The sequence below is a fragment of the Pseudomonas sp. BAV 4579 genome, assembly GCF_009765395.1.
GTDB classification, from domain to species: domain Bacteria; phylum Pseudomonadota; class Gammaproteobacteria; order Pseudomonadales; family Pseudomonadaceae; genus Chryseomonas; species Chryseomonas aestiva.
This window is the reverse complement of the sequence record NZ_WHOV01000011.1, coordinates 31,364-57,193: the sequence shown is the minus strand read 5'-3', so window position 1 is coordinate 57,193 and position 25,830 is coordinate 31,364. Positions and strand designations below refer to the sequence as shown.

Below are 25,830 nucleotides of genomic sequence, written 5' to 3'. Positions count from 1 at the left end.
CCAAGGAGGGTTCAAATGCTGACGGCTTTCGTTATCTGGATGGGCTACATCGTGTCCCGGCTAAGCGGCGGCCTCGCTTTCGCTGGGGTTCTTGCGTTCTCTATCTACACATCCGAGACGTGGACCCAGGGGATTCTTCGGGGGCTCTTGACGTGGTTTGTTTTGGTTTTATTCGGTATAGGCGTGGCTTTTCTTGTGGTCTTCTTTAAGAAGGTGTTAGGAGTGCTTAAGTTTGAGTAAGCGTTTCTCAGAGCGGTTAGGTATTAGGGCGCCTTCGAAGCTCCTTCAGCTGGACGGCATGTCTGATGAGCTTAGAAATTCGCTATGGAATGTAATTCATCAGGCGGTCGATCACTCCTATGCTGATAATTGGGTCAGTCTAAGTCGGGCATCTGCATTTCATTTCTTCAAGAAGCCACTGGATGAAGTAAGCACCAATAATATTTTCGCGATGCGTTCAATCAAAAGCACCTTCATGGCTTTGGATTGGGCATCGGCATATGATTATGTCGAATTCCTCGGTGCTAACATTGAAGGTTTAGTGAGTCGGGTAATTTTAAATGAGCACGAATTTCAGACTCTTGTGAATCATGTTCTTGAGCTAGAGTTCTCAGGGTATCGCTTTATAGATGACCGGCTTGCTCCGATAACCACCGAGACGGAAATGACGGCAGTTGCTGAAGCGCTTTCAACTTCGGCATCGAGTGACATGCATGGCGCCTACAAGCATTTAGATGCAGCTGTGGGCTTCCTTTCTAAAAGGCCCTCTCCCGACTATCGGAACTCTATCAAGGAGTCTATAAGTGCTGTGGAGTCGGTAGCCCGGTTGTTGGGTAGGGAAGATTCTTCGGGTCTCTCTAATGCTCTCAAGGAACTAGCTAAAAAAGCTCCTATACACAAGTCCCTACAAGCAGGGTTTAGTTCTCTTTATGGGTACACTAGTGATGAGGACGGTATTCGACACGCAATTCTTAGGGATGGCGATGTGGGCTTTGAGGAGGCGAAGTATATGCTTGTCGCATGTTCTGCTTTTGTGAACTATTTGCTAGTAAAGGCCCGCGCCGCCGGTCTACTTGAGTCACGGTCATAATGCTTCGTAGCTACGTGAAGCCGAACTCTTCCTGTGAACGCTCGGTAGGAGGAGCCTTCAGCTCTAAGAGTTTCACGGCTCGGAGACGTAGTGTGACACCAGCACCCAGGAGGGCGGTGTAGAAAGGGGCAACGAAGCAGGAGACATGGGCCACGGTGTCGGTGCCCAGCTTGACGTCGTGGGTCAGGCTCTTTCCCTTGGCATCGAACAGGGCAACCTTGCGGTCAACCATCTGCCCGGTCTTCTGGTCCTTGACCCTGGCCTTCGATCTGAAGTTGAAGATCAGGTTGCCATCCTCGTCTTCTTCGACGGGCAGGTCAGCGAGCTTCACACGCTTACCAGAGCCCTTCTTCTTGCCTTCAGCGCTCTGAATCTGACGCTCCAGCTCCTCCCGCTGGACCTTCTCGATCAACTCGCGGAAGGCCCCAGCCAGGGGACCCTTGGCCTTAAGCTTGGTCTTGTAAATGCCGTCTTCGTCGAACCTAGTATCGGGGTCAATGAGGACAGGATTGATGAGTTCACCCGCAGGAGATACAGCCTCAACGGCATTACTTTGTGTGGCCATGCTGAGCGCGTCCTTGCAGGCTTTTGAAGGACCACGGAAGATACCCCATAGGATGCCCAGGCAGAACCTCAAGCACAGCAAGAGAGGGCCTGGAGGAGGTTCTGGAGGGGTTCGAGAGGAGGGCCCACAGGGGAGCCCGAAGGGCGCGAAACAGATAAGAGCACAGGCAGGTGCATGGCTATCAGGACGCCTGAATCAATAGATCAAAGCTATTTATGCTCCGACCTTAGAGACCTCGCTAGCTTCAGCCTGCTTCCTCACTCGAAAGACCGTAGTGCGGTCCATGCCCAGGGCCTTGCCAATAGCCGTATCGCCCATGCCTTCAGCCTTCATCGCCAGGATACGCTCCAGTAGGGGCTCCGCTTTAGGCTTCCGTCCACGGTACTTCCCATCGGCCTTCGCCTTGGCGATCCCCTCGCGTTGCCTCTCAAGCATCATCTCGCGTTCAAACTGAGCAACCGAGCCGAGGACGTTGAGCATCAAGCGGCCACCTGCGGTTGTCGAGTCGATACCCATCCCGAGAATCTGAAGGCCTGCGCCAAGGTCATCGAGAGTCTTGAGGATCTCCCCAAGGTGATGGACGCTGCGAGCCAGGCGGTCGAGCTTGGTCACTACTAGCACGTCACCCTTGCGGAGATCGCTGAGCATCCTCTCCAGCTCAGGCCGATCCCCTACGGACGACACTTGTTCCTTGTAGATCCTTTCGACGCCTGCCGCAGTCAGCTCCCGTTCCTGGGCTTCATAACCGGCGATCTGTTCAAGAGTAGATGTCCGAGCGTATCCGATGCGCATGGTCTGAATCCGTTGCAGTGTTGCGTTAGGTTCTAAGAGTCTCAAAAGGTAGTGTTGCGGAAATCCTAAGTCAACCCTAATGCAGCGGTTTTCGATCATTGCTGCAACGCTGCGTTAGACCAAGCCCTATTGCAACGCATGTCCAAGGGCAGGGTAGAGGAGGGCCCCCTTGGGAGGCCCCATGGGAGACCTACAGGACCGTGCGCGGGTAGGTGGGAGAGAGTGCCCGCATGTGCGCGAGCAGGAGGGGGCCAGGGGGGAAGGGCGCGAAGCGGCCACCTTAAGATGGGGTCTCGGATTTTTTCCTGAAATTCCAAGAACTCTTGAGTTAGAGTAGAGACCCCGTGGTGGGACACCGGGCGGTTAGACCTGTATCCCAAAGCCCAGGATTAGAGCGGGTTCCAGCGTAGCGCCGAGAATCGGTGATGCGATAGTATTCCCGCCGTTCACGCGCGTCTGGGGTGGTCATGTCGGGCCGCTCCGTGGGTGATGGCCCCGAGTGTAGCCGGCGAGCCGGCACGGTGTCGCCGTCCAACCCGCAGGGCGCCTACGTCTTTCCGCCGTGCAAGCGAGCCTATGTTCAGACCCCTGCCGATCTACCTTGGCCTGCGTTACGTCCGCGCCAAGCGCCGCAACCATTTCGTCTCCTTCATCTCGCTCACCTCCATGATCGGCCTGGCCCTCGGCGTGGTCGTCATGATCGTGGTGCTGTCGGTCATGAACGGCTTCGATCGCGAGATGCGCGATCGCGTCCTCGGCATGATTCCCCATGCCACGGTGGAGTCCTACCAGCCGGTGCCCGACTGGCGCAGCGTGCGCGAATTGGCGCTGCAGAACAGCCAGGTGGCCGCGGTGGCGCCCTTCACCCAGTTGCAGGGCATGCTGGCCCACGACAAGGCGGTGCAGACGGTGTTGCTCAACGCCATCGATCCGGCCGAGGAGCCCAAGGTCTCGATCATCCCCAGCTTCATGCGCGAGGGCCGGCTCGACGACCTCAAGCCGGGTGAATTCGGCATCATCATCGGTTCCCTGGCCGCCGAGAAACTGGGCGTGAAGGTTGGCGACAAGCTCACCTACATCGCCCCGGAAGTGGCCGTGACCCCCGCCGGCATGTTTCCGCGCATGAAGAGATTCACTGTGGTGGGCATCTTCAGCGTCGGTGCCGGCGAGCTGGACGGCTCGGTGGGCCTGATCGACATCGAGGACGCCGCGCGGCTGCAGCGCTGGCCGGCGAACGCGGTGCAGGGTGTGCGCCTCAAGCTGCACGACCTGTTCCAGGCGCCAGACGTGTCCTGGAACATCGCTCGCCAGCTGCCGGGCAAGGACTGGTATGCCCGCGACTGGACCCGCACCCACGGCAATCTCTACCAGGCCATCGGCATGGAAAAGACCATGATCGGGCTGCTGCTGCTGCTGATCGTCGCCGTGGCCGCCTTCAACATCGTCTCCACCCTGGTGATGGTAGTGACCGACAAGAAATCCGACATCGCCATCCTGCGCACCCTGGGCGCCACGCCTCGGCAGATCATGGCGGTGTTCATGGTCCAGGGGACCTTCATCGGCGTCATCGGCACCGCCATCGGCTGCCTGCTGGGCGTGCTCGCCGCGCTCAACGTCAGTGCCGCGCTGGCCTGGGTGCAACGGATCACCGGGCACCAGTTCCTCAACGCCGAGGTGTATTTCATCGACTACCTGCCGGCGCAGCTGCAGCTGCACGACGTCCTGCTGGTCTGCGGAGCGTCCTTCGCCCTGAGCTTCCTGGCCACGCTCTATCCCTCCTGGAGCGCCGCCCGTACCCAACCCGCCGAGGCCCTGCGTTATGAATGATCGAGCCGTTTTGCGTTGCCAGGACCTGGGCAAGCGCTACGAGGAAGGCCCCCAGACCGTCGAGGTGCTGAGCAACGTCCAGCTGACCCTGCAACCGGGCGAGCGGGTGTCCATCGTCGGCAGCTCGGGGTCGGGCAAGACCACCCTGCTGAATCTGCTCGGCGGCCTCGACACCCCCAGCAGCGGCAGTGTCTGGCTCGACGGCGAAGAGCTGTCGGCGCTGAACGAGAAGGCCCGTGGCCTCTTGCGCAATCGCGCCATGGGCTTCGTCTACCAGTTCCACCACCTGCTGCCCGAATTCAGCGCCCTGGAAAACGTCTGCATGCCCCTGCTGATCGGCAAGGCCACCATCGGCGAAGCCCGCGAGCGCGCCGCCAAGTTGCTGGAGCGGGTCGGTCTCGGTCATCGCCTGGGCCACAAGCCGGCCGAGCTGTCCGGTGGCGAGCGCCAGCGCGTGGCCATCGCCCGGGCGCTGGTCAATCAGCCCAAGCTGGTGCTGCTCGACGAGCCCACCGGCAACCTCGACCAGCACACCGCCCACGGTATCCAGGACCTGATGCTGGAGCTGTCCACCTCGCTGCGCACCGCCTTCCTGGTGGTGACCCACGACCAGGTGCTGGCTGGCCAGATGGACCGGATGCTGCGCCTGGACGAAGGCCATCTGGTCGACGCCACGCCGGCCCGGCAGGTCTGAGGTCGCCATGTTCAGACCGCTTTCGCTGTTCATCGGCCTGAGATACACCCGCGCCAAGCGGCGCAAGTCGTTCATCTCCTTCTTCTCGCTGGTCTCCATGTTCGGCCTGGCGCTGGGCGTGCTGGCCATGATCCTGGTGCTGTCGGTGATGAACGGCTTCCAGGAAGAAATGCGCGGCCGCATCCTCGGCATGGTGCCCCATGCCTTCATCAGTGGCGCCCAGCCGCTGGACGACTGGCGCCCGCTGGCGGCCAAGGCCGAGCAGCAGCCCCATGTGCTGGCGGCGGTGCCCTATACCCAGTTGCAGGGCATGCTCTCGGTACGAGGTCGCATGCAGCCGCTGCTGGTGGACGGCATCGATCCGGCCCAGGAAAAGCGCGTGTCCATCGTCGGCGAGCGCATGACCCAGGGCAGTCTCGACGCCCTCAAGCCGGGCGAATTCGGCATCGTGCTGGGCGAGATCGCCGCGCGACGCTTCCAGCTGGAGCTGGGCAGCCAGGTCACGGTGATCATCCCCGAGGTCGGCGCCACCGGCAGCATCACCCCGCGGCTGCGGCGCTTCACCGTGGTCGGTACCTTCAAGGTCGGCGCCGAGCTGGATGCCTCCCTGGCCCTGATCAACGTCGCCGATGCCGCCCCGCTCAAGGGCTGGCAGCCGGGCCAGGTGGAAAGCGTCCGCCTGGCGCTGGACGATCTGTTCCAGGCGCCGCGCATCTCCCGCGACGTGGCCAAGGCCCTCGGCGACGGCTACCAGGCGCGCGACTGGACGATCTCCCAGGGCAGTCTGTTCCAGGCCATGCAGATGGAAAAGACCATGATCGGCCTGCTGCTCCTGCTGATCGTCGCCGTGGCCGCCTTCAACATCATCGCCACCCTGATCATGGTGGTGGCCGACAAGAAGGCCGACATCGCCATCCTGCGCACCCTGGGCGCCACGCCCGGGCAGATCATGGCGGTGTTCATGGTGCAGGGCACGGTGATCGGCCTGGTCGGTACCCTGATCGGCGGCGTGCTGGGCGTCATCGCGGCACTCAACGTCAGCAGCTGGATCGCCGCCCTGGAGCGCCTGGTCGGCCACAAGCTGTTTGGTGGTGACATGTACTTCATCAGCAACCTGCCGTCGCGGCTGGAGCTGGAAGACGTGGTGCTGATCGCCGTGGCCGCCCTGAGCATGAGTTTCCTGGCGACCCTCTATCCCGCCTGGCGCGCCTCGCGCACCTCACCGGCCGAAGCCCTGCGCTACGACTGATCTCCTGCCGGGCCAGGCGGCGCTACGCCCCTGGCCCTACGGCGTCCAAGCTGCTCTAATCCGCGCTTCCTAAGCCCTTTCGGCTCTCCAAGGATGGAGTCCTGATGCGCGCCGCCCTGCTGTCCTTCGCCCTCGGCGTGCTGCTCCTGCGCGCCTTCGCCACGCTGCCGTCGCTATCCCTGCTGGCGGCCCTCGCGGCGGTGGCCCTGGTGCTCCTGTTGACCCGCTTCCTGGCGCTCGGGGCCTTCGGGCTGGGCCTGGCCTGGGCGCTGCTCAATGGTCACTGGGCGCTGGACGATCGCCTGGATCCGGCGCTGGAGCAGCGGGTGCTGTGGATCGACGGCGAGATCAGCGGCCTGCCCACGGTGGAGGCCGACTCGGTGGGTTTCGTGCTCGCCGGGGCAGCCAGCCGCCGCGCGCTGGAGCTGCCGGCGCGGATCCGCCTGAGCTGGCACGGCGGGCCGCGTCCGCTGGCCGGCGAACGCTGGCGCCTGGCCGCGGAGCTGCGCGGCCCCGCGGGTCTGGTCAACCCCCTTGGTCAGGATCGCGAAGCCTGGCTGCTGGCCCAGGGCATAGGCGCCACCGGCAGCGTCAAGGACGGCCAGCGCCTGGCCGCCGCCAGTGGCCTGGCGATCTGGCGCGACGGCATCCGGCAATACCTGCAGACGCGGGATCCCGCCGGGCAGGGCGGGCTGCTCGCCGCCCTGGTGGTGGGCGACGGCTCGGGTATCACCGCTGCCCAGTGGCAACTGTTCCAAGACACCGGCACCGTGCACCTGATGGTGATATCCGGGCAGCACATCGGCCTGATCGCCCTGGGCGTCTATGCCGGGGTGGTCCTCCTGGCGCGCCGTGGCCTCTGGCCGCGTCAACTGCCCTGGCGCCTGTCCGCGACGGTGCTGGCGATCGCCACCGCACTGGGCTACGGACTGCTGGCCGGCTTCGAGGTGCCGGTGCAGCGGGCCTGCGTCATGGTCACCCTGGGCCTGCTCTGGCAACTCGGGCGCCAGCAGGTGCGGCTGGCGGACGCCGTGCTGCTGGCCCTGGCCCTGGTGCTGGCCGCCAATCCGCTGGTCAGTCTGCTGCCCGGGTTCTGGCTGTCCTTCGGCGCCGTGCTGTTGCTGCTGTGGAGCTTTGCCGGCCGCCTGGGCCGCCTGCCCTGGTGGCTCACCCTCGGACGCGCCCAGTGGTGCATGGCCGTGGGCCTGGCGCCGCTGCTCCTGGCGCTGGGCCTGCCGCTGAGTCCGAGCGGCCCGCTGGCCAATGCCCTGGCCGTGCCGCTGATGGACCTGGCCATCGTGCCCCTGGCGCTGGCGGGGACCCTGCTGTCCCTGCTCTGGTCGCCGCTGGGGACGCCGGCCTTGCTGCTGGCGGGTGGCCTGCTGCAGGGACTGCTCTGGCTGCTGAGCGGCTTGGCGCACCTGGCTGCGGCCTGGCAGCCGGTCCTCGCGCCCACCTGGGCGCTGTGGCTGGCGGGGCTGGGGGCGCTGCTGGCGCTACTGCCCGCGGGTATGCCGCTACGCGGCTTCGGCGCGTTGCTGATGCTGCCGGGGCTGTTTCCCCCGCCGCCGGTACCTGCGGCGGGGCTGGCGCGGATCACCGTGCTGGACGTGGGGCAGGGGCTGGCGGTGCTGGTGCGCACCCGCGACCATGCGCTGCTCTACGACGCCGGTCCGCGCCAGGGCAGCTATGACAGCGGCGCCCGGGTTGTCCTGCCCAACCTGCAGGCCCTCGGCATCGGCGCCCTGGATGTCATGCTGCTCAGTCATGCCGATGGCGACCACGCCGGCGGTGCGCCGGCCGTGGCCCGGGGACTGCCGCCAGGCCAGGTACTCAGCGGCGAGGCGGGTCGGCTCACGCCGGAATTGCACGCGCGGGACTGCACGGACGGCGCCGAGTGGCGCTGGAACGAGGTCGTCTTCACCACCTGGTGGCACCCCGCGGCGGATTCCAATGCCTCGTCCTGCGTGCTCAGCGTTGCGGCGAGGGGCGAGCGCCTGCTGCTGACCGGCGACATCGATGCCCGCCGTGAAGCGGAGCTGGTGGCCAGCGGGGTGCCGCTGACGGCGGAGTGGCTGGTCGCTCCGCACCACGGCAGTCGCAGCGGTTCCAGCGCCGCCTTCATCGATGCCGTCCAGCCGCGTGGCGTACTGATCTCCCGGGGGCTGAACAATCGCTATGGCCATCCCCATCCCCAGGTACTGGCGCGCTATCGCGAGCGCGGGGTGCTGCCCTACGACACCGCTGCGCTGGGCGCCCTTAGCTGGACCCTCGGGCGCTGGGAGGTACCGCGCGGGCAGCGCCAGGTGCGGCATTGGTGGCGGATAGCCCCGCCGACACCCTGAGTCGTTCGTGCTAGAGTGGCCGCATTTTGCGGCAGGGGTAACGCTCTCGTGTTCGAAATGGTCAAAGCTGGCGGCTGGATGATGCTGCCGATCATCCTCAGTTCCATCCTGGCCACGGCCATCATCGCCGAGCGGCTGTGGACCCTGAGACGCAGCCGGGTCGCACCGCCGACGCTGCTCGCCCAGGTCTGGCGCTGGATCCAGGACAAGCAGCTCAATGCCGAGCGGCTGCGCGAATTGCGCGCCGGATCGCCCCTGGGCGATATCCTGGCCGCGGGCCTGACCAACTCCCGTCACGGCCGCGACATCATGAAGGAGGCCATCGAGGAAGCCGGCAGCCGCGTGGTGCACGACCTCGAACGCTATCTCAACACCCTCGGCAGCATCGCCGCCCTGGCACCCCTGATGGGCCTGCTCGGCACGGTGTTCGGCATGATCGACATCTTCAGCGCCTTCATGAACGACGGCATGGCCAATGCGCCCATCCTCGCCGGCGGCATCTCCAAGGCCCTGGTCACCACCGCCACCGGTCTGCTGGTGGCGATTCCCGCAGTGTTCTTCCATCGCTACCTGCTGCGCCGGGTCGATGAGCTGGTGGTCGGGATGGAGCAGGAAGCGGTCAAGCTGGTGGACATCCTCCACGGCGATCGCGAGGTGGACGTCCGCGAAGGAGCCCCGGCGTGAAATTCCGTCGCCGCGCCGGGGGCGCCGCCCGCGAAGAGGTCTATATCAACCTGGCCTCCTTCATCGACGTCATCTTCGTGCTGCTGCTGTTCTTCGTGGTGACCGCGACCTTCAGCAAGCCCAGCCAGCTGAAGATCGAACTGCCCGAGGCCGACAGCGCCGCGGCGGCCGCCAACCAGGCCAAGACCCTGGAAATCAGCATCACCGCCGAAGGCCAGATGGCGCTCAACGGCCAGACCCTGGCGCGCAACGACCTGACCGGCCTGACCACCGCGCTGCAGCGTGAATCCGGCGGCGACAACAGCCTGCCGCTGGTGATCACCGCCGATGGCCGCGCCACCCACCAGTCGGTGGTCATGGCCATGGATGCCGCCGGCAAGCTGGGCTTCAGCCAGTTGCGCATCACCACCCTCGAGGCCCAGGCGAAACGGCCGTGAGCCTGGGCGAGCGCCTGGTTCGCGCCTGGTACCAGGGGCATCCGGCCCTGGGCCTGCTGACGCCGCTCGAAGCCCTCTATCGCCAGATCGCCCGGCGCAAGCGCCAGCGCTTCCTGGCGGGGCAGGGCAGCATCCATCGCGCGCCGGTCCCGGTCATCGTGGTGGGCAATCTCACCGTCGGCGGTACCGGCAAGACGCCCATGATCCTCTGGCTGATCGGCCATCTGCGTGCGCGCGGCCTGAAGGTCGGGGTGGTCAGCCGGGGCTATGGCGCCACGCCGCCGAGTCTGCCCTGGCGGGTGCGGGTCACCGACACCGCCGCCGTCGCCGGCGACGAGCCGCTGCTGATCGTGCAGCGCACCGGGGTGGCCCTGGTCACGGATCCCGATCGTGGTCGCGCCGTCGAACGCCTGCTTGCCGAGGAGCGGCTCGATGTCATCCTCAGCGACGACGGCCTGCAGCACTATCGCCTGGCCCGTGACCTCGAACTGGTGATGGTCGATGCGGCGCGGGGCTTCGGCAATGGCCGCTGCCTGCCCGCCGGCCCCCTGCGCGAACCCCTGGAGCGCCTGGCCGAGGTGGACGCCGTGATCCATAACGGCGCCCCTGTCGATCCTGCCGCCGGCTTCGGCCTGACCCTGCAGCCCAGCGCCCTGGTCAATCTGCGCAGTGGCGAGGCGCAATCGCTGGATTTCTTTCCGCCGGGGCAGCGCCTGCATGCCCTGGCCGGCATCGGCAACCCCGGCCGTTTCTTCGCCACCCTCGAAGGACTACACTGGCAGCCGTTGCCCCATGCCTTCGCCGATCACGCCACCTACAGCGCGGCAGAGCTGGCCTTCACCCCGGCACTGCCGCTGGTGATGACCGAGAAGGACGCGGTCAAGTGCCGCTCCTTCGCCGCCGCCGACTGGTGGTACCTGGCGGTGGACGCCCAGCCCTCGGCCGCCTTCGTCGCCTGGCTGGATGGGCGTCTCGACCGGCTCCTACCCGAACACTCTCACTGACGGAATCTTCGCCCATGGATCTCAAGCTGCTGGACATCCTCGCCTGCCCCCTGACCAAGAGCCCGCTGATCTTGAGCGACGACAAGACCGAGCTCATCAGCAAGGCCGCCGGCCTGGCCTTCCCGATTCGCGACGGCATCCCGGTGATGCTGGAAAGCGAGGCGCGCATCATCACCACGGACGAGCGTCTGGATAAATGACCACCGCCTTCACCGTCGTCATTCCGGCGCGGCTCGCCAGCACCCGGCTGCCCAACAAGCCGCTGCTCGACATCGCCGGCAAGCCGATGATCCAGCACGTCTGGGAGCAGGCCCGGCGCAGTGGCGCCGAGCAGGTGGTGGTGGCGACCGACCACGATGACATCCGGCGTGCCTGCGAAGGCTTTGGCGCCCGGGTCCTGCTGACCCGCGCCGACCATGCCTCGGGCACCGATCGCCTGGCCGAGGTGGCCGAGCTGCTCGGCCTGGCCGCTGACGCCCTGGTGGTCAACGTCCAGGGCGACGAGCCGCTGATACCACCGGCGGTGATCGACCAGGTGGCCAATAATCTCGCCGCCCATCCCGAAGCCGGCGTGGCCACCCTGGCCGAGCCGATCGCGGACGTCGACAGCCTGTTCAATCCCAATGTGGTCAAGGTGAGCACCGACCGGAACGGCCTGGCGCTGACCTTCAGCCGGGCGCCGCTGCCCTGGGCGCGCAATGCCTTCGCCGCTGATCGCGCGCAGCTGCCCCAGGGCTTTCCCTACCGCCGCCACATCGGCATCTACGCCTATCGCGCCGGCTTCCTCGCCGATTTCGTCAGCTGGGGTCCCTGCGCCCTGGAAGAGACCGAAGCCCTGGAACAACTGCGTGCCCTCTGGCACGGCGTGCGCATCCATGTCGCCGATGCCCTGGAAGCGCCCCAGGCCGGCGTGGATACCCGGGAAGATCTCGAGCGTGTCAGACGCCTGCTGGGAGCCTAGATGACCCTGCGCATCCTGTTCGTCTGCATGGGCAACATCTGCCGCTCACCCACCGCCGAAGGCATCCTCAGGGCCAAGCTGGACGCCGCCGGCCTGACCGAGGCGGTGGAGCTGGACTCGGCCGGCACCGGCGACTGGCATGTCGGCAAGGCCCCGGATGCCCGTGCCATCCAGGCCGCGGCCGGTCGCGGCTATGCCATCGGCGACCTGCGCGCGCGTCAGGTCGCCGAGGATGATTTCCAGCGATTCGACCTGATCCTGGCCATGGACCAGGACAACCTCGCCTGGCTGGAACAGCTGCGCCCGGATGAGGGCGCCGTGCCCGAACTCTTCCTGGCGCGCCAGGGCCTGGCGGTGGACGAGGTGCCGGATCCCTATTACGGCGGCGCAGCCGGCTTCGAGCGGGTCCTCGACCTGCTGGAAAGCGCCTGCGATGGCCTGGTCGCCGAGGTGGCTGCCCGTCATGGTCGCTGAGCTGCAACAGCGGGTCCCCCTGCAAGGCCTCAACACCTTCGGCCTGGTGGCAGAAGCCGATCGCTACCTGGAGGCCGCCAGCGACGCCGAGGTCCGCGCGGCCCTGGCGCTGGCCCGGCAACTGGGCGTGCCCCTGCGGGTGCTGGGTGGTGGCAGCAACCTGGTCCTGCCCGAGCGGGTCGAGGGCCTGGTGCTGCGGCTGACCTCGCGCGGCATCCGCCTGCTGGCGGAGGAGGGCGATGCCCTGCTGGTGGAAGCCGAAGCCGGCGAGCCCTGGCATCCCTTCGTCATGGCCACCCTGGCCAACGGCTGGTACGGCCTGGAAAATCTCAGCCTGATCCCCGGCACCGTGGGCGCCTCGCCGATCCAGAACATCGGCGCCTATGGCGTCGAAGTGAAGGACAGATGCGCCGGGGTCACGGCGCTCGATCGCCACAGCGGCGAGCTCCATGACCTCGGCCCGGCCAATTGCGCCTTCGCCTATCGCGAGAGTCGCTTCAAGGCCGAGGCCGGGCGCTGGATCGTGCTGCGGGTACGCTTCCGGCTCAGTCGCAAGCCGCAGCTGGTGCTGGACTACGGTCCGGTGCGCCAGGCGCTCACCGCGGCGGGCGTCACGCAGCCAACGCCCGAAGCCGTCAGCGCGGCCATCTGCAGCATTCGCCAGAGCAAGCTGCCCGACCCGGCGGTGCTGGGCAATGCCGGCAGCTTCTTCAAGAATCCGGTGGTGACCGCCGCCGAAGCCGCAGCGCTGCATGAGCGCTATCCGGGCCTGCCGACCTATCCCCAGGCCGATGGCGGCGTCAAGCTGGCCGCCGGCTGGCTGATCGATCAGGCCGGCTGGCGCGGCCATCGCGACGGCGCCGTGGGGGTGCATGCCGCCCAGGCGCTGGTGCTGGTCAACTTCGGCGGTGCCCGCAGTCGCGACGTCCTGGCCCTGGCCGAGCGCATCCGCGCCTCGGTGCGCGAGCGCTTCGGCGTGACGCTGGAGATGGAGCCGGGAAGCCTGACGTGACCGCTGACGCCCCCGATGCCCAACGCCGTCGCCTGCTGATCGCCACCACCTCCGCCGTCGGCGGTCTGGGCCTGGTGGCGGGCAGCGTGCCCTTCGTCTGCGCCCTGCGGCCCAGTCGGTCGGCGGAGGTGGCGGCGGCGCCGGTCGAGGTGGATCTCCAGGCCTTGCGCGAAGGCGAGCAACTCACGGTGCAATGGCGCGGCCAGCCGGTCTGCGTCCTGCGCCGCAGCGCGGCGGACCAGGCCCGCCTGCTGGCCGACGAGGCGGGCCTGGCCGACCCGGACTCCCGGGAGTCCAGCCAGCCACCCTATGTCGATCCGCGGCTGAGATCGCGGCGGCCGGACATCTTCGTCGCCACCGCCATCTGCACCCACCTGGGCTGCATTCCCTCTTTGGCACCAGGCGCGGCGGACCGGGACGGGGGCTATCTCTGTCCCTGCCATGGCTCCCACTTCGATCTCGCCGGGCGGGTCTATCGCGACCAGCCGGCACCGCTGAATCTGGCCGTGCCGCCCCATCATTTTCGCGGCGACACCCTGCTGGTGATCGGCAGCGACGGAGAGGGCGCGACATGAGCAACGACGAGCCCGGCTGGCTGGAGCGACGGCTGCCCCTGGGCGCCTTCTGGCTACGGCACCTCAGCGACTACCGGGTGCCGCGCAATTTCAACGTCCTCTACCTGTTCGGCTCGCTGCTGCTCTTCATCCTGGCGCTGCAGGTGCTGACCGGTCTCTGGCTGCTGTTCGGCTACGAGCCCACCGTGCAGGGCGCCTTCGCCTCGGTCCAGCTGTTCATGCGCGAGGTGCCCTTCGGCTGGCTGATCCGCTACCTGCACGCGGTGGGCGCCTCGGCGCTGTTCGTCTGCCTCTATCTGCACATGCTGCGCGGCCTGCTCTATGGCTCCTATCGCGCGCCGCGGGAGCTGGTCTGGAGCTTTGGCGTGCTGCTCTATGTGCTGCTGCTGGCCCAGGCCTTCTTTGGCTATCTGCTGCCCTGGGGCCAGCTCTCCTACTGGGGCGCCCAGGTGTCCCTGAGCGCGATCGAGGCGCTGCCCCTGGTGGGCCCGAGCCTGGCCGATCTGCTGCGCGGCGGGGTGGTGCTGTCCGACGCCAGCCTGCGGCGCTTCCAGGCCCTGCATGTGGTCGGGCTGCCGCTGTTGATCCTCACGCTGGTGAGCCTGCACGTCGTCGCCCTGCGCCAGACCGGTTCGAACAACCCCGAGGGTGACGAGCGCGATGTCCGAGGTGCAGCTGGGGTGCCTTTCCACCCCTATCTGACACTCAAGGACCTCTGTGGTCTGGCGGTCTTCCTGCTGGTGTTTTTCGCCGTGGTACTGCTGGCGCCAGATCTGGGCGGGCTGGTGCTGGAACCGGCCAACCAGCAGCCGGCCGATCCGCTGGTGACCCCCGCGCACATCGCCCCGCCCTGGTACCTGGCGCCCTTCTATGCGCTGTTGCGGGCGGTGCCAAGCAAGGCCGGCGGTCTCGGCCTGTCGGCTCTGGCCATCGCCCTGCTGTTCGTGCTGCCCTGGCTGGATCGCAGCGCGGTCCGCTCGGTCCGGCACAAGGCCTGGCCGGCGCGGCTGGGGCTGTACCTAGTCTGCCTGGCCTTTGTCGCCCTGGGGATACTGGGCGTGGTCGCGCTGACCGATGGGCGCCTGTGGCTGGCGCGCCTGGCCGCGGGTGTCTATTTCATCGGCCTGCTGGGCATGCCTTGGTACAGCCGCATGGGTCGTCCGCGTGCCCCCGCGGAGTCCCGGTCATGAGTCGCGTGCTGCTGCTGGGCCTGCTGCTGCTGCTGTGCAGCGGTCTGGCCATCGGTGCCGACGGTGATCCCCGGGCTGGGGCCATCAGCTTCGGCCGCTATTGCCTGGCCTGTCATGGCCAGGAGTACCAGCGCTTCGACCGGGTCGCCGCCGATCTGCACCTGGACCTCGCCAGTTGGGCACCCGGACGCACCGCTAGCGCGCCTATGCTCGGGCTGCTCAAGCCCGAGGACGCCCGGCGTGCCTTCGGCAGCGTGCCGCCGGATCTCACCCTGATCGCCGCGGTGCGCGGCGAGGCCTGGCTGCGTGCCTTCCTGCAGGAATTCTACGTGGCGCCCGGGCGGCCACTCGGGGTCGACAACCTCAGGTCGCCCGGCACCCGCATGCCCGACGTTCTGGCCGCCCTGCGCGGCCGCCAGGTGCGCGACTGCAGCGAAGAGCGCTGCGTGCTGCGTCTGGAACCCGGCAGCGGCGCCCAGACGCCCGAACAATTCGCCCGCACCGTCGAGGATCTGGTCGCCTACCTCGGCTATTCGGCGGCGCCGGAACGCAGTCTGGCCTGGCGCCTCGCGCCCTGGGTGCTGGGCTATCTGCTGCTGTTCGCCATCCTGGCCTTCTGGCTCAAACGCGAATTCTGGCGGCGATTGCCCGACAGTGAACGATGAGACTAGGTTGCAGGCGGCAAGGTGCGAGATAATCCCGCCTTTGCAGCTTCGCCCCCAACGGGGGAGGGACCCATGGGCGCCATAACCCGCCTGACCTGTTTCCATGATCCCGAGGATCACTACAGCCACCGGATCCGCCTGATCCTGGCGGAAAAGAACGTCGAGTGCGAGCTGATCGCCGTACGCCGTGGCGAATGCCCGCGGCAGCTGGCCGAGCACAATCCCTATGGCACCGTGCCGACGCTGATGGACCGCGACCTGGTGCTCTATGGCACCGAGGTGCTCATGGAGTATCTCGAGGAACGCTATCCGCACCCGCCGCTGTTGCCGGCCTATCCGGTCACCCGCGGTCAGTCGCGGCTGCTGATGCACCGCATCGGGCGCGACTGGTGCACCCTGGTGGACGCCATCCTGCAGGCGGCGCCGGGCGCCGACCTCGCAGCCGCGCGCAAGGAATTGCGCGAGAGCCTGACCGGCGTGGCGCCGATCTTCGCGGAAAAACCCTTTTTCCTGAGCGACGACTTTTCCCTGGTGGACTGTTGCCTGCTCCCCCTCCTGTGGCGACTGCCGCGCCTGGGCATCGAATTGCCCCGGGCCGCCAAGCCGTTGCAGGACTACATGGATCGCATGTTCGCGCGCGACAGTTTCCGATCCAGTCTTTCGGTCACCGAGCGTGAGATGCGCTAGAGGAGAACCCCATGAATTCCAGTCGCCCCTACCTGGTCCGCGCGCTCTACGAGTGGATCGTGGACAACGACTGCACGCCCCATCTGCTGGTCAATGCCGACTACGCCGAGGTGCGCGTGCCGCCGGGCTATGCCAACGACGGCCAGATCGTGCTGAACGCCTCGCCCAGTGCCGTGCGTGACCTGCACATGGACAACGAAGCCGTCAGCTTCAACGGTCGCTTCGGCGGCGTGGCCTACAACCTTTATGTCCCGATCGGCGCCATCCTGGCCATCTATGCCCGCGAGAATGGCCAGGGCATGGTCTTCGACAGCGAGCCCAGCCCGCCGGATGACCAGGGTCCCGACAACGGCGGCAGCAAGCCCGAGGCGCCCAAGCCGGCACCGGCGCGGCCGAGTCTGAAAGTGGTCAAGTGAGTCCTGACGGCCTGCCGCGGAGTCTCGCTGCGGCAGGCAAGAAAAACCCCTGTCGGCGCTGCCGGCAGGGGCTTTTTCGTAAGCCAGGTGAACTCAGCGCTTGAGCGAGGCCGGCAGGTGCGGCTGGATCTGCGTCAGCAGGCCACGGAAGCACTTGGGGTTGCCGGCGACGATGTGGCCCTTCTCGAGGAAGTCGTGGCCGCCATTGAAGTCACCGATCAGGCCACCGGCTTCCTGGACCAGTAGGGCGCCTGCGGCCATGTCCCACTCCGACAGCCCCATTTCCCAGAAGGCGTCGAAACGACCGGCGGCGACATAGGCCAGGTCCAGCGCGGCGGAACCGGCGCGACGGATGCCGGCGGTCTGGCCGATCAGGCTGCGGAACATGCCCAGGTAGTTGTCCAGGTGGTCGACGTCATTGGCGCGGAAGGGGAAGCCGGTACCCAGCAGGGCGCCTTCCAGGCTGCGCCGGTTGGTGACCCGGATGCGCCGGCCGTTCAGGGCGGCGCCGCGGCCACGGCTGGCGGTGAATTCTTCCTGGCGCACCGGATCCAGGACTACGGCGTGTTCCAGACGGCCCTTGTACTTGCAGGCGATGCTGACCGAGAAGTGCGGGACGCCACGGAGGAAGTTGGTGGTGCCATCCAGCGGGTCGACGACCCAGACGTAGTCGGCGCCTTCGCCTTCGCCCGCCAGGTAGCCGGATTCCTCACCGTAGAAACCATGGGTGGGGTAGGCCTTGCGCAGGGTGGCGAGGATGGTCTGCTCGGCGGCCCGGTCGACTTCGGAGACGAAGTCGTTGGCGCCTTTTTCATCGACGGCGATCACGTCCAGGCGCTCAATCGAACGGAAAATCAGTTCACCGGCGCTGCGGGCCGCGCGCAGTGCGATGTTCAGCATGGGCTGCATGGATAAATCACCTGGGTTGTATAAGGAAAGCCGGCAATGATAGCAGACTTCGCGGCGCTGGAAGGGGTATTCGTGGCCAGCGGGCGCGTGTGGGCGTACTATACGGCGCCGATTTCCCGCGTCCGCTCGAGGATAGCCACGTGCTGAATAACATCCGCGTCGTTCTGGTCAATACCAGCCATCCCGGCAACATCGGCGGTGCCGCCCGGGCAATGAAGAACATGGGCCTGTCGCGCCTCTATCTGGTCGACCCCGAGGACTTTCCCAGTGGCGAGGCCAATGCCCGCGCCTCCGGGGCCAATGACGTGCTCGACGCCGCCATTGTGGTCGACACCCTGGAAGCAGCCCTGACCGGCTGCAGCCTGGTGCTGGGCACCAGTGCCCGCGATCGCCGCATCCCCTGGCCGCTGCTCGATCCGCGGGAATGCGCGACCACCTCCCTGGCCCAGGTGGAGCAGGGCGGCGAGGTGGCCCTGGTATTCGGGCGCGAGTATGCCGGCCTGACCAACGAAGAGTTGCAGCGCTGCCACTACCACGTGCACATCCCCTCGGATCCGGCGTTCGGCTCGCTCAACCTCGCCGCGGCGGTCCAGGTGCTGGTGTACGAGGTGCGCATGGCCTGGCTGGCGGCGCAGAACCAGCCGACCAAGATGAACAAGGTCGAGGCCACCGCCATGCTCAACACCCAGCCGGTGACGGTGGAAGAGCTGGAGCTCTATTACGAGCACCTGGAGCAGACCCTGGTGGAGATCGGCTTCCTCGATCCGGCCAAGCCGCGCCACCTGATGAGTCGCTTGCGGCGCCTCTATGGCCGGGCCGGCATCAGCAAGCTGGAGATGAATATCCTGCGTGGCATCCTGACAGAAACCCAGAAGGCCGCCCGCGGTGAATCCCACCCGCGGACTATCCCGCCGATAGATAATGCCTGAGTGATTTGGTTGGTTTTATAGTTGACCTTTTTTGTCGGGAATCCGATAATCGAGGTCATCCGATGCAACCCGCTCGAGTTCGTCATGAGACTGACCACCAAAGGCCGCTATGCCGTAACCGCCATGCTCGACCTGGCGCTGCACGCCCAGCGGGGCCCGGTGTCGCTGGCCGACATTTCCGAGCGGCAGGGCATTTCGCTGTCCTATCTGGAGCAGCTGTTTGCCCGGCTGCGCCGTGGTGCCCTGGTCAACAGCGTACGCGGTCCCGGCGGCGGCTATCAGCTGGCGCGCGACATGGGCGGTATCCATGTGGCCCAGGTGATCGACGCCGTCAACGAATCCGTGGATGCCACCCGCTGCCAGGGCAGTGGGGGCTGTCACCAGGGTGACACCTGCCTGACCCACCACCTCTGGTGCGACCTGAGCGATCAGATCCACACCTTTTTGAGTGGCATCACCCTGGCCGATCTGGTCGCCCGCAACGAGATCCAGCAGGTGGCCAAGCGTCAGGACACCAAGGCCTGTGCCAGCAAGCAATCGCCCTTAGCGGTCGAAAAAATCGAAGCGTCCACCATCGACTGAGCAGAGACGCCCGTCTGATTAGGAGTAACCGATGAAATTGCCGATCTACCTAGACTATTCCGCCACCACGCCCGTCGATCCGCGCGTCGCTCAGAAGATGAGCGAGTGCCTGCTGGTGGACGGCAACTTTGGCAACCCCGCATCGCGCTCCCACCTGTTCGGCTGGAAGGCCGAGGAAGCCGTGGAAAACGCCCGTCGCCAGGTGGCCGAACTGGTCAACGCCGACCCGCGCGAGATCGTCTGGACCTCCGGTGCCACCGAGTCCGACAACCTCGCCATCAAGGGTGCCGTGCACTTCTACCAGAACAAGGGCAAGCACCTGATCACCTCCAAGATCGAGCACAAGGCGGTGTTGGACACCACCCGCCAGCTCGAGCGCGAAGGCTTCGAGGTCACCTATCTCGAGCCGGGCGAAGACGGCCTGATCACCCCCGATATGGTCGAGGCGGCCCTGCGTGACGACACCACCCTGGTGTCCATCATGCACGTCAACAACGAGATCGGTACCGTCAACGACATCGCCGCCATCGGCGAGCTGACCCGCTCCCGCGGCGTGCTCTTCCACGTCGATGCCGCCCAGTCCACCGGCAAGGTCGAGATCGATCTGGAAAAGCTCAAGGTCGACATGATGTCCTTCTCGGCGCACAAGACCTATGGTCCCAAGGGCATTGGCGCCCTCTACGTCCGCCGCAAGCCGCGCGTGCGTATCGAGGCCCAGACCCACGGCGGTGGCCATGAGCGTGGCATGCGTTCGGGCACCCTGGCGACCCACCAGATCGTCGGCATGGGCGAGGCCTTCCGCATCGCCAAGGAAGAGATGGTCCAGGAAAATGTCCGCATCAAGGCCCTGAGCGATCGCTTCTACCGGCAGTTCGAAGGTCTGGAAGAGGTCTACCTGAACGGCAGCCTGCTCCATCGGGTGCCGCACAACCTGAACCTGAGCTTCAACTACGTCGAAGGCGAGTCGCTGATCATGGCGCTCAAGGACCTGGCGGTCTCGTCCGGTTCGGCCTGTACCTCGGCGTCCCTGGAGCCGTCCTACGTCCTGCGCGCCCTGGGCCGCAACGACGAACTGGCGCACAGTTCCATTCGCTTCACCTTCGGTCGTTTCACCACTGAAGAAGACGTTGACTATGCCGCGAGCAAGGTCACCGAAGCCGTCAACAAGTTGCGCGAATTGTCTCCGCTGTGGGACATGTTCAAAGAAGGCGTAGACCTGAGTCAGGTCGAGTGGCAAGCCCACTGACCCACCCTGATAAGCGAGGATTGAACCATGGCATACAGTGAAAAGGTCATCGACCACTACGAAAATCCGCGCAACGTCGGCAAGTTCGACGCGGCCGATCCCGATGTCGGCACCGGCATGGTCGGCGCTCCCGCGTGCGGCGACGTGATGCGCCTGCAGATCAAGGTCAACGAGCAGGGCATCATCGAAGATGCCAAGTTCAAGACCTACGGCTGTGGCTCCGCCATCGCCTCCAGCTCCCTGGCCACCGAGTGGATGAAGGGCAAGAGCATCGAGGAAGCCGCGTCGATCAAGAACAGCATGATCGCCGAAGAACTGGCTCTGCCGCCGGTGAAGATCCACTGCTCGGTACTCGCCGAAGACGCCATCAAGGCGGCGGTCAGCGACTACAAGCAGAAGAAAGGCCTGCTCTAAGGAGGAACCATGGCGATCAGCATGACCGAGTCCGCCGCCCGTCACGTGCAGCGTTCCCTCGAGGGACGCGGCAAGGGAGAGGGCATCCGCCTGGGCGTTCGTACCACGGGTTGCTCGGGACTGGCCTACGTGCTCGAGTTCGTTGATGAATTCGCGCACGAGGACCAGGTGTTCGAGAGCCATGGCGTCAAGGTCATCATCGACCCCAAGAGCCTGGTCTACCTGGACGGCACCGAGCTGGATTTCGTGCGTGAAGGCCTCAACGAGGGCTTCAAGTTCAACAATCCCAACGTGCGTGGCGAGTGTGGCTGCGGCGAAAGCTTCAACATCTGAGGCCGGCCATGGGTAAGCCCTGTCACTTCGCGCTGTTCGAGATCAGGCCTGCCTTCGAGATCGATCAGGCGGGTCTGGCCTCGCGTTACCGCGATCTGGCGCGCACGATCCATCCGGATCGGTTCGCCGATGCGCCGGAGCGCGAGCGTCGCCAGGCGCTGGAGCGCTCGGCCGAGCTCAACGAGGCCTATCACGTGCTGCGCGCCCCGTCGCGCCGCGCGCGCTATCTGCTGGAGCTCGAAGGGCACGAGATGCCGCTCGAAGCGACCATCCAGGACACCGATTTCCTCATGCAGCAATTGCAGTGGCGCGAGGAACTGGAGGACCTGCAGGACGCGGGCGACAGCGCGGGTATCCCCGCCTTTCGCCAGCGGCTCAAGGATGCGCAGCGCGACATCGAGCAGGCCTTCGCCGCGATCTGGCAGGACCCCGCCCAGCGCGAGCCTGCCGAGCGCCTGGTCCGTCGCATGCAGTTTCTCGACAAGCTGGCCAGCGAAATCCGCCAGCTCGAAGAGCGTCTGGACGATTAATCACAGGTGTCGCTTAGGCACCGACAACCATAAGCCGACTAGCCAATGGCTCTATTGCAGATAGCCGAACCCGGAATGGCGCCCAAGCCGCACCAGCGCAAGCTGGCGGTGGGTATCGATCTGGGCACCACCAATTCCCTCGTGGCCGCCGTCCGCAGTGGCGTGGCCGAGACCCTGCCCGATCTGCAGGGCGAGGTGATCCTGCCCTCCGCGGTACGTTATGCCGCCGACGGTGTGGAAGTAGGGGCGGGCGCCAAGGCCGCCGCCGCCCAGGATCCCTTCAATACCATTCTTTCCGTCAAGCGCCTCATGGGGCGTGGCATCGCCGACGTCAAGCAGCTGGGCGAGCAGTTGCCCTATCGCTTCGTCGCCGGTGAATCGGAAATGCCCTTCATCGATACCGCGGCCGGACGCAAGAGTCCGGTGGAGGTCTCCGCCGACATCCTGCGGGTGCTGCGCGAGCGGGCCGAGGCGACCCTGGGTGGTGAACTGGTCGGTGCGGTCATCACCGTGCCGGCGTATTTCGACGATGCCCAGCGCCAGGCCACCAAGGACGCCTCCCGCTTCGCCGGCCTGAACGTGCTGCGCCTGCTCAACGAGCCTACCGCGGCCGCCGTGGCCTATGGCCTGGACCGGGGCGAGGAGGGCGTGGTCGCCATCTATGACCTGGGCGGCGGTACCTTCGACATCTCCATCCTGCGCCTGACCCGCGGCGTCTTCGAGGTCATGGCCACCGGTGGCGACAGCGCCCTGGGTGGCGACGACTTCGATCACGCCATTGCCGGCTGGATCATCCAGCAGGCCGGGCTGTCCAGCGATCTGGACCCGGGCACCCAGCGGCGCCTGCTGCAGAGCGCCTGCGCCGCCAAGGAAGCCCTGTCCGCTGCCGAGCGCGTCGAGGTCGGTCATGGCGACTGGTCGGGCGTGCTGGAACGCAGCACCTTCCAGGAACTCATCGCGCCGCTGGTCGCGCGCAGCCTCAAGGCCTGCCGCCGCGCCCTGCGCGATGCGGAAGTGGAGCCGGCGGACATCGCCGCCGTGGTCATGGTCGGCGGTTCCACCCGCGTGCCCTATGTCCGTGAAGCCGTGGGCGAGCTGTTCGACTGCACCCCGCTCACCGACATCGATCCGGATCGCGTGGTCGCCATCGGTGCCGCCCTGCAGGCCGATTCCCTGGCCGGCAACCGCGCTGGCGAAGAATTGCTGCTGCTGGACGTCATCCCGCTGTCCCTGGGACTCGAGACCATGGGCGGCCTGATGGAGAAGATCATTCCGCGCAACACCACCATTCCGGTGGCGCGGGGCCAGGACTTCACCACCTATCGCGACGGCCAGACCGCCATGCTGGTGCATGTGCTGCAGGGCGAGCGCGAACTGGTCAAGGACGCCCGCTCCCTGGCCCGTTTCGAATTGCGCGGTTTCCCGCCCATGGTCGCCGGTGCCGCCAAGATCCGCGTCACCTTCCAGGTCGATGCCGATGGGCTGCTCGGCGTCAGCGCCCGCGAGCTGTCCAGCGGCGTGGAAGCCAGCGTCCAGGTCAAGCCGTCCTACGGCCTGACCGACGGCGAGATCGCCAACATGCTGCAGGACTCCTTCCGTCATGCCGGTGACGACATGCAGGCCCGCGCGCTGCGCGAGCAGCAGGTCGAGGCCCGGCGGCTGATCGAGGCGGTCACCGCCGCCCTGGCCGCCGACGGCGAGCGTCTGCTGGACGCCGAGGAGCGTCAGGTGATCGAGCTGGAAATCGGCCGGCTGGCCGAGCTGCTGGACGCCACCGACCTCCAGGCGCTCGAAGACCAGACCAAGCGTCTTTCTCACGTAACCGATGCCTTCGCCGCCCGGCGGATGAACGCCTCGGTCAAGGCGGCCCTGGCGGGTCGTCGTCTCAACGATATCGAGGAGTAGTTCCATCATGCCGCAGATCACCCTGCTGCCCCACGCCGAGCACTGCCCGGAGGGCGCGGTCTTCGAAGCCAGCGAAGGCGAAACCATCATCGCCGCGGCCATGCGCAACGGCATCGACATCGAGCACGCCTGCGAGATGTCCTGTGCTTGCACCACCTGTCACGTGGTCGTCCAGGAAGGCTTCGATTCCCTCGCGCCCTCCGATGAGCTCGAAGACGACATGCTGGACAAGGCCTGGGGGCTGGAGATGCGTTCGCGCCTGTCCTGCCAGGCGGTAGTAGGCAGCGAAGACCTGGTGGTGGAGATTCCGCGCTACACCATCAATCAGGTTTCCGAAGGTCACTGAGGACAGCTGTCATGGCACTGAAATGGACCGATGTGCTGGATATCGCCATCGAACTCAACGACACCCATCCCGACGTGGATCCGCGCTACGTGAATTTCGTCAAGTTGCGCAACTGGGTCGTGGAGCTGCCGGAGTTCGACGACGATCCCCAGCGGGGTGGCGAGAAGGTGCTGGAGGCCATCCAGGCCGCCTGGATCGAAGAGTCCGCCTGACGCATCGCCCGTACCGCGCTACGCTTTTCACCGGGACCCGCGTATAATCCGCGGGTTTCGTTTTTGCTCTATTCCCACATTCGGAGTTCACATGTCTGTTCAACGTACCCTGTCGATCATCAAGCCCGATGCCGTATCCAAGAATGTCGTCGGTGAGATCGTCACCCGCTTCGAGAAGGCTGGCCTGCGCGTCGTCGCTGCCAAGATGGTCCAGCTGTCCGAGCGCGAAGCCGGTGGCTTCTACGCCGAACACAAAGAGCGTCCCTTCTTCAAGGATCTGGTCTCCTTCATGACCTCCGGTCCGGTCGTGGTCCAGGTGCTGGAAGGCGACAACGCTATCGCCAAGAACCGTGAGCTGATGGGCGCCACCGATCCCAAGAAGGCCGACGCCGGTACCATCCGCGCCGACTTCGCCGTCTCCATCGACGAGAACGCCGTCCACGGTTCGGATTCCGAAGCGTCCGCCGCTCGCGAGATCTCCTACTTCTTCGCAGCCACCGAAGTCTGCGAGCGCGTCCGCTAAGGATGAGCGCCGGCCAGGGAAGCGGCCAGCCCGCCTTCCTGGCACCGCCCGCGCCCTGCGCGGGTTTCAAACAGATTTCGTCGAGGTGATCCCATGACCACAGCCACCGATAAGGTCAATCTGCTGGGCCTGACCCAGCCGCAACTCGAGTCGTTCTTCGAGTCCATCGGGGAGAAGCGCTTTCGCGCCGGCCAGGTCATGAAGTGGATCCATCACTTCGGCATCGACGATTTCGACGCCATGAGCAACCTGGGCAAGGCGCTCAAGGAAAAGCTCAAGGCCGCCGCGGAAATCCGTGGCCCCGAGATCGTCAGCGAGGACATCTCCCGCGACGGCACCCGCAAGTGGGTGATCCGCGTCGCCTCCGGCAGCTGCGTCGAGACCGTCTACATCCCGCAGAATGGCCGCGGTACCCTGTGCGTGTCGTCCCAGGCCGGTTGCGCGCTGGACTGCAGCTTCTGCTCCACCGGCAAGCAGGGCTTCAACAGCAACCTCACCGCCGCCGAGGTGATCGGTCAGGTGTGGATCGCCAACAAGTCCTTTGGCAGCGTACCGGCCAAGATCGACCGCGCCATCACCAACGTGGTGATGATGGGCATGGGCGAGCCGCTGCTGAACTTCGACAACGTGGTCGCCGCCATGCGCATCATGATGGACGACCTCGGCTACGGCATCTCCAAGCGCAAGGTCACCCTGTCGACCTCGGGTGTGGTGCCGATGATCGAAGAGCTGGCCAAGCACATCGACGTCTCCCTGGCGCTGTCGCTGCATGCGCCCAACGACGAGTTGCGCAACGAGCTGGTGCCGATCAACCGCAAGTATCCGCTGGCCATGCTGCTCGACGCCTGCCAGAGATACATCCGGCAACTGGGCGAGAAGCGCGTCCTGACCATCGAGTACACCCTGCTCAAGGACGTCAACGACCTGCCCGAGCACGCGCTGCAGATGATCGAGCTGCTGCGCAACGTGCCCTGCAAGATCAACCTGATTCCTTTCAATCCCTTCCCGCACTCCGGGTACGAGCGGCCGAGCAAGAACGCCACCCGCCGGTTCCAGGAGCTGCTGATGCAGGCCGGTTTCAACGTCACGGTGCGCACCACCCGCGGTGACGACATCGATGCCGCCTGCGGCCAGCTGGTGGGGCAGGTCATGGACCGCACCCGCCGCAGCCAGCGCTATATCGCCGTTCGCCAGCTCGACGGTGCCGAAACCGTAACGCCGCTCCAGGGCTGAG

31 protein-coding genes are annotated in these 25,830 nt (G+C 65.9%); 28 read left to right on the top strand and 3 right to left on the bottom strand.

Going from position 1 to position 25,830, the window contains the following annotated elements; all coding sequences use genetic code 11:
• Positions 1-232 precede the first annotated feature (232 nt).
• Positions 233-1,090: an AbiJ-NTD4 domain-containing protein gene (locus GSQ95_RS04290; RefSeq protein WP_158892894.1), complete on the top strand. Its 858-nt coding sequence runs from the start codon at positions 233-235 to the stop codon at positions 1,088-1,090.
• 10 nt (positions 1,091-1,100) lie between these two features.
• On the opposite strand, the gene GSQ95_RS04285 is transcribed toward GSQ95_RS04290, so the two are convergent.
• Together GSQ95_RS04285 and GSQ95_RS04280 are read right to left on the bottom strand one after the other, a co-directional pair.
• Complete coding sequence (locus tag GSQ95_RS04285; protein ID WP_158892892.1) at positions 1,101-1,655, bottom strand: hypothetical protein; 555 nt, start codon at positions 1,653-1,655, stop codon at positions 1,101-1,103.
• A gap of 213 nt (positions 1,656-1,868) precedes the next feature.
• A complete protein-coding gene (locus GSQ95_RS04280; RefSeq protein ID WP_158892890.1) occupies positions 1,869-2,447 on the bottom strand; it encodes a recombinase family protein in 579 nt (192 codons plus the stop codon).
• A gap of 576 nt (positions 2,448-3,023) precedes the next feature.
• Between GSQ95_RS04280 and GSQ95_RS04275 the strand changes: the two genes are divergently transcribed.
• The 16 genes from GSQ95_RS04275 (at position 3,024) to GSQ95_RS04200 (ending at position 16,667) form a co-directional block, all read left to right on the top strand.
• Complete coding sequence (locus GSQ95_RS04275; RefSeq protein ID WP_133862787.1) at positions 3,024-4,274, top strand: lipoprotein-releasing ABC transporter permease subunit; 1,251 nt, start codon at positions 3,024-3,026, stop codon at positions 4,272-4,274.
• Complete coding sequence (lolD, locus tag GSQ95_RS04270) at positions 4,267-4,968, top strand: lipoprotein-releasing ABC transporter ATP-binding protein LolD (protein ID WP_158892888.1); 702 nt, start codon at positions 4,267-4,269, stop codon at positions 4,966-4,968. Before GSQ95_RS04275 ends, lolD begins: the two co-directional genes overlap by 8 nt.
• Positions 4,969-4,975: 7 nt before the next feature.
• Positions 4,976-6,217, top strand: a complete 1,242-nt coding sequence (locus GSQ95_RS04265; RefSeq protein ID WP_158892886.1) for a lipoprotein-releasing ABC transporter permease subunit — start codon at positions 4,976-4,978, stop codon at positions 6,215-6,217.
• Positions 6,218-6,321: 104 nt separating this feature from the next.
• Positions 6,322-8,562 carry a DNA internalization-related competence protein ComEC/Rec2 gene (locus GSQ95_RS04260; RefSeq protein ID WP_158892884.1) on the top strand — a complete coding sequence of 747 codons (2,241 nt, stop codon included), beginning with the start codon at positions 6,322-6,324 and terminating at the stop codon, positions 8,560-8,562.
• 48 nt (positions 8,563-8,610) lie between these two features.
• A complete protein-coding gene (locus tag GSQ95_RS04255; RefSeq protein WP_059315847.1) occupies positions 8,611-9,246 on the top strand; it encodes a MotA/TolQ/ExbB proton channel family protein in 636 nt (211 codons plus the stop codon).
• A complete protein-coding gene (locus tag GSQ95_RS04250) occupies positions 9,243-9,683 on the top strand; it encodes a biopolymer transporter ExbD (protein WP_133862784.1) in 441 nt (146 codons plus the stop codon). The genes GSQ95_RS04255 and GSQ95_RS04250 overlap by 4 nt, the downstream gene beginning before the upstream one ends.
• Positions 9,680-10,687 carry a tetraacyldisaccharide 4'-kinase gene (gene lpxK, locus GSQ95_RS04245; RefSeq protein ID WP_158892882.1) on the top strand — a complete coding sequence of 336 codons (1,008 nt, stop codon included), beginning with the start codon at positions 9,680-9,682 and terminating at the stop codon, positions 10,685-10,687. The genes GSQ95_RS04250 and lpxK overlap by 4 nt, the downstream gene beginning before the upstream one ends.
• 14 nt (positions 10,688-10,701) lie before the next feature.
• Positions 10,702-10,887 carry a Trm112 family protein gene (locus GSQ95_RS04240; RefSeq protein ID WP_007162406.1) on the top strand — a complete coding sequence of 62 codons (186 nt, stop codon included), beginning with the start codon at positions 10,702-10,704 and terminating at the stop codon, positions 10,885-10,887.
• On the top strand, positions 10,884-11,648 hold the full coding sequence (gene kdsB / locus GSQ95_RS04235; protein WP_158892880.1) for a 3-deoxy-manno-octulosonate cytidylyltransferase: 765 nt from the start codon (positions 10,884-10,886) through the stop codon (positions 11,646-11,648). The genes GSQ95_RS04240 and kdsB overlap by 4 nt, the downstream gene beginning before the upstream one ends.
• A gap of 6 nt (positions 11,649-11,654) precedes the next feature.
• Complete coding sequence (locus GSQ95_RS04230; RefSeq protein ID WP_178118420.1) at positions 11,655-12,122, top strand: low molecular weight protein-tyrosine-phosphatase; 468 nt, start codon at positions 11,655-11,657, stop codon at positions 12,120-12,122.
• The gene (gene murB / locus GSQ95_RS04225; protein ID WP_158892876.1) at positions 12,112-13,134 is read left to right on the top strand and encodes a UDP-N-acetylmuramate dehydrogenase; all 1,023 of its coding nucleotides are present in this window, start codon (positions 12,112-12,114) and stop codon (positions 13,132-13,134) included. The genes GSQ95_RS04230 and murB overlap by 11 nt, the downstream gene beginning before the upstream one ends.
• Positions 13,131-13,709: a ubiquinol-cytochrome c reductase iron-sulfur subunit gene (gene petA / locus GSQ95_RS04220; protein ID WP_158892874.1), complete on the top strand. Its 579-nt coding sequence runs from the start codon at positions 13,131-13,133 to the stop codon at positions 13,707-13,709. The genes murB and petA overlap by 4 nt, the downstream gene beginning before the upstream one ends.
• A complete protein-coding gene (locus GSQ95_RS04215; RefSeq protein WP_256664473.1) occupies positions 13,706-14,899 on the top strand; it encodes a cytochrome bc complex cytochrome b subunit in 1,194 nt (397 codons plus the stop codon). The genes petA and GSQ95_RS04215 overlap by 4 nt, the downstream gene beginning before the upstream one ends.
• Positions 14,896-15,564 (top strand): cytochrome c1, encoded by a 669-nt coding sequence (locus tag GSQ95_RS04210; protein ID WP_158892872.1) that lies wholly within the window; start codon positions 14,896-14,898, stop codon positions 15,562-15,564. Before GSQ95_RS04215 ends, GSQ95_RS04210 begins: the two co-directional genes overlap by 4 nt.
• Before the next feature lie 72 nt (positions 15,565-15,636).
• On the top strand, positions 15,637-16,251 hold the full coding sequence (locus tag GSQ95_RS04205; RefSeq protein WP_158892870.1) for a glutathione S-transferase N-terminal domain-containing protein: 615 nt from the start codon (positions 15,637-15,639) through the stop codon (positions 16,249-16,251).
• Between the two features lie 11 nt (positions 16,252-16,262).
• Complete coding sequence (locus GSQ95_RS04200; protein ID WP_158892868.1) at positions 16,263-16,667, top strand: ClpXP protease specificity-enhancing factor; 405 nt, start codon at positions 16,263-16,265, stop codon at positions 16,665-16,667.
• 93 nt (positions 16,668-16,760) lie between these two features.
• Here the strand turns inward: GSQ95_RS04200 and suhB are convergent, their stop codons facing one another.
• Entirely contained in the window at positions 16,761-17,576 is an 816-nt protein-coding gene (suhB, locus tag GSQ95_RS04195) for an inositol-phosphate phosphatase (RefSeq protein ID WP_133862774.1), read from the bottom strand.
• A 140-nt stretch (positions 17,577-17,716) separates the two neighbouring features.
• Here suhB and trmJ point away from each other — a divergent pair, with 140 nt between their 5' ends.
• From trmJ to rlmN, 11 genes are all read left to right on the top strand, one after another.
• Positions 17,717-18,505, top strand: coding sequence for a tRNA (cytosine(32)/uridine(32)-2'-O)-methyltransferase TrmJ (trmJ, locus tag GSQ95_RS04190; RefSeq protein WP_158892865.1), 789 nt, complete (start codon positions 17,717-17,719; stop codon positions 18,503-18,505).
• An 84-nt stretch (positions 18,506-18,589) separates the two neighbouring features.
• Positions 18,590-19,087 carry a Fe-S cluster assembly transcriptional regulator IscR gene (gene iscR, locus GSQ95_RS04185; RefSeq protein WP_158892863.1) on the top strand — a complete coding sequence of 166 codons (498 nt, stop codon included), beginning with the start codon at positions 18,590-18,592 and terminating at the stop codon, positions 19,085-19,087.
• A 31-nt stretch (positions 19,088-19,118) separates the two neighbouring features.
• Positions 19,119-20,333, top strand: a complete 1,215-nt coding sequence (locus tag GSQ95_RS04180; protein ID WP_158892861.1) for an IscS subfamily cysteine desulfurase — start codon at positions 19,119-19,121, stop codon at positions 20,331-20,333.
• Between the two features lie 27 nt (positions 20,334-20,360).
• The gene (gene iscU / locus GSQ95_RS04175) at positions 20,361-20,747 is read left to right on the top strand and encodes a Fe-S cluster assembly scaffold IscU (protein WP_007162419.1); all 387 of its coding nucleotides are present in this window, start codon (positions 20,361-20,363) and stop codon (positions 20,745-20,747) included.
• Between the two features lie 9 nt (positions 20,748-20,756).
• Positions 20,757-21,080, top strand: coding sequence for an iron-sulfur cluster assembly protein IscA (iscA, locus tag GSQ95_RS04170; protein ID WP_133862771.1), 324 nt, complete (start codon positions 20,757-20,759; stop codon positions 21,078-21,080).
• 8 nt (positions 21,081-21,088) lie between these two features.
• A complete protein-coding gene (hscB, locus tag GSQ95_RS04165; protein WP_158892859.1) occupies positions 21,089-21,610 on the top strand; it encodes a co-chaperone HscB in 522 nt (173 codons plus the stop codon).
• A gap of 45 nt (positions 21,611-21,655) precedes the next feature.
• Complete coding sequence (gene hscA / locus GSQ95_RS04160) at positions 21,656-23,515, top strand: Fe-S protein assembly chaperone HscA (RefSeq protein WP_158892857.1); 1,860 nt, start codon at positions 21,656-21,658, stop codon at positions 23,513-23,515.
• A gap of 7 nt (positions 23,516-23,522) precedes the next feature.
• Complete coding sequence (fdx, locus tag GSQ95_RS04155) at positions 23,523-23,861, top strand: ISC system 2Fe-2S type ferredoxin (protein ID WP_133862768.1); 339 nt, start codon at positions 23,523-23,525, stop codon at positions 23,859-23,861.
• Positions 23,862-23,872: 11 nt separating this feature from the next.
• Complete coding sequence (gene iscX / locus GSQ95_RS04150) at positions 23,873-24,073, top strand: Fe-S cluster assembly protein IscX (RefSeq protein ID WP_133862767.1); 201 nt, start codon at positions 23,873-23,875, stop codon at positions 24,071-24,073.
• Positions 24,074-24,164: 91 nt separating this feature from the next.
• Complete coding sequence (ndk, locus tag GSQ95_RS04145) at positions 24,165-24,596, top strand: nucleoside-diphosphate kinase (protein WP_158892855.1); 432 nt, start codon at positions 24,165-24,167, stop codon at positions 24,594-24,596.
• 93 nt (positions 24,597-24,689) lie between these two features.
• Complete coding sequence (gene rlmN, locus GSQ95_RS04140; RefSeq protein ID WP_158892853.1) at positions 24,690-25,829, top strand: 23S rRNA (adenine(2503)-C(2))-methyltransferase RlmN; 1,140 nt, start codon at positions 24,690-24,692, stop codon at positions 25,827-25,829.
• The last annotated feature ends 1 nt before the right edge of the window (position 25,830 follow it).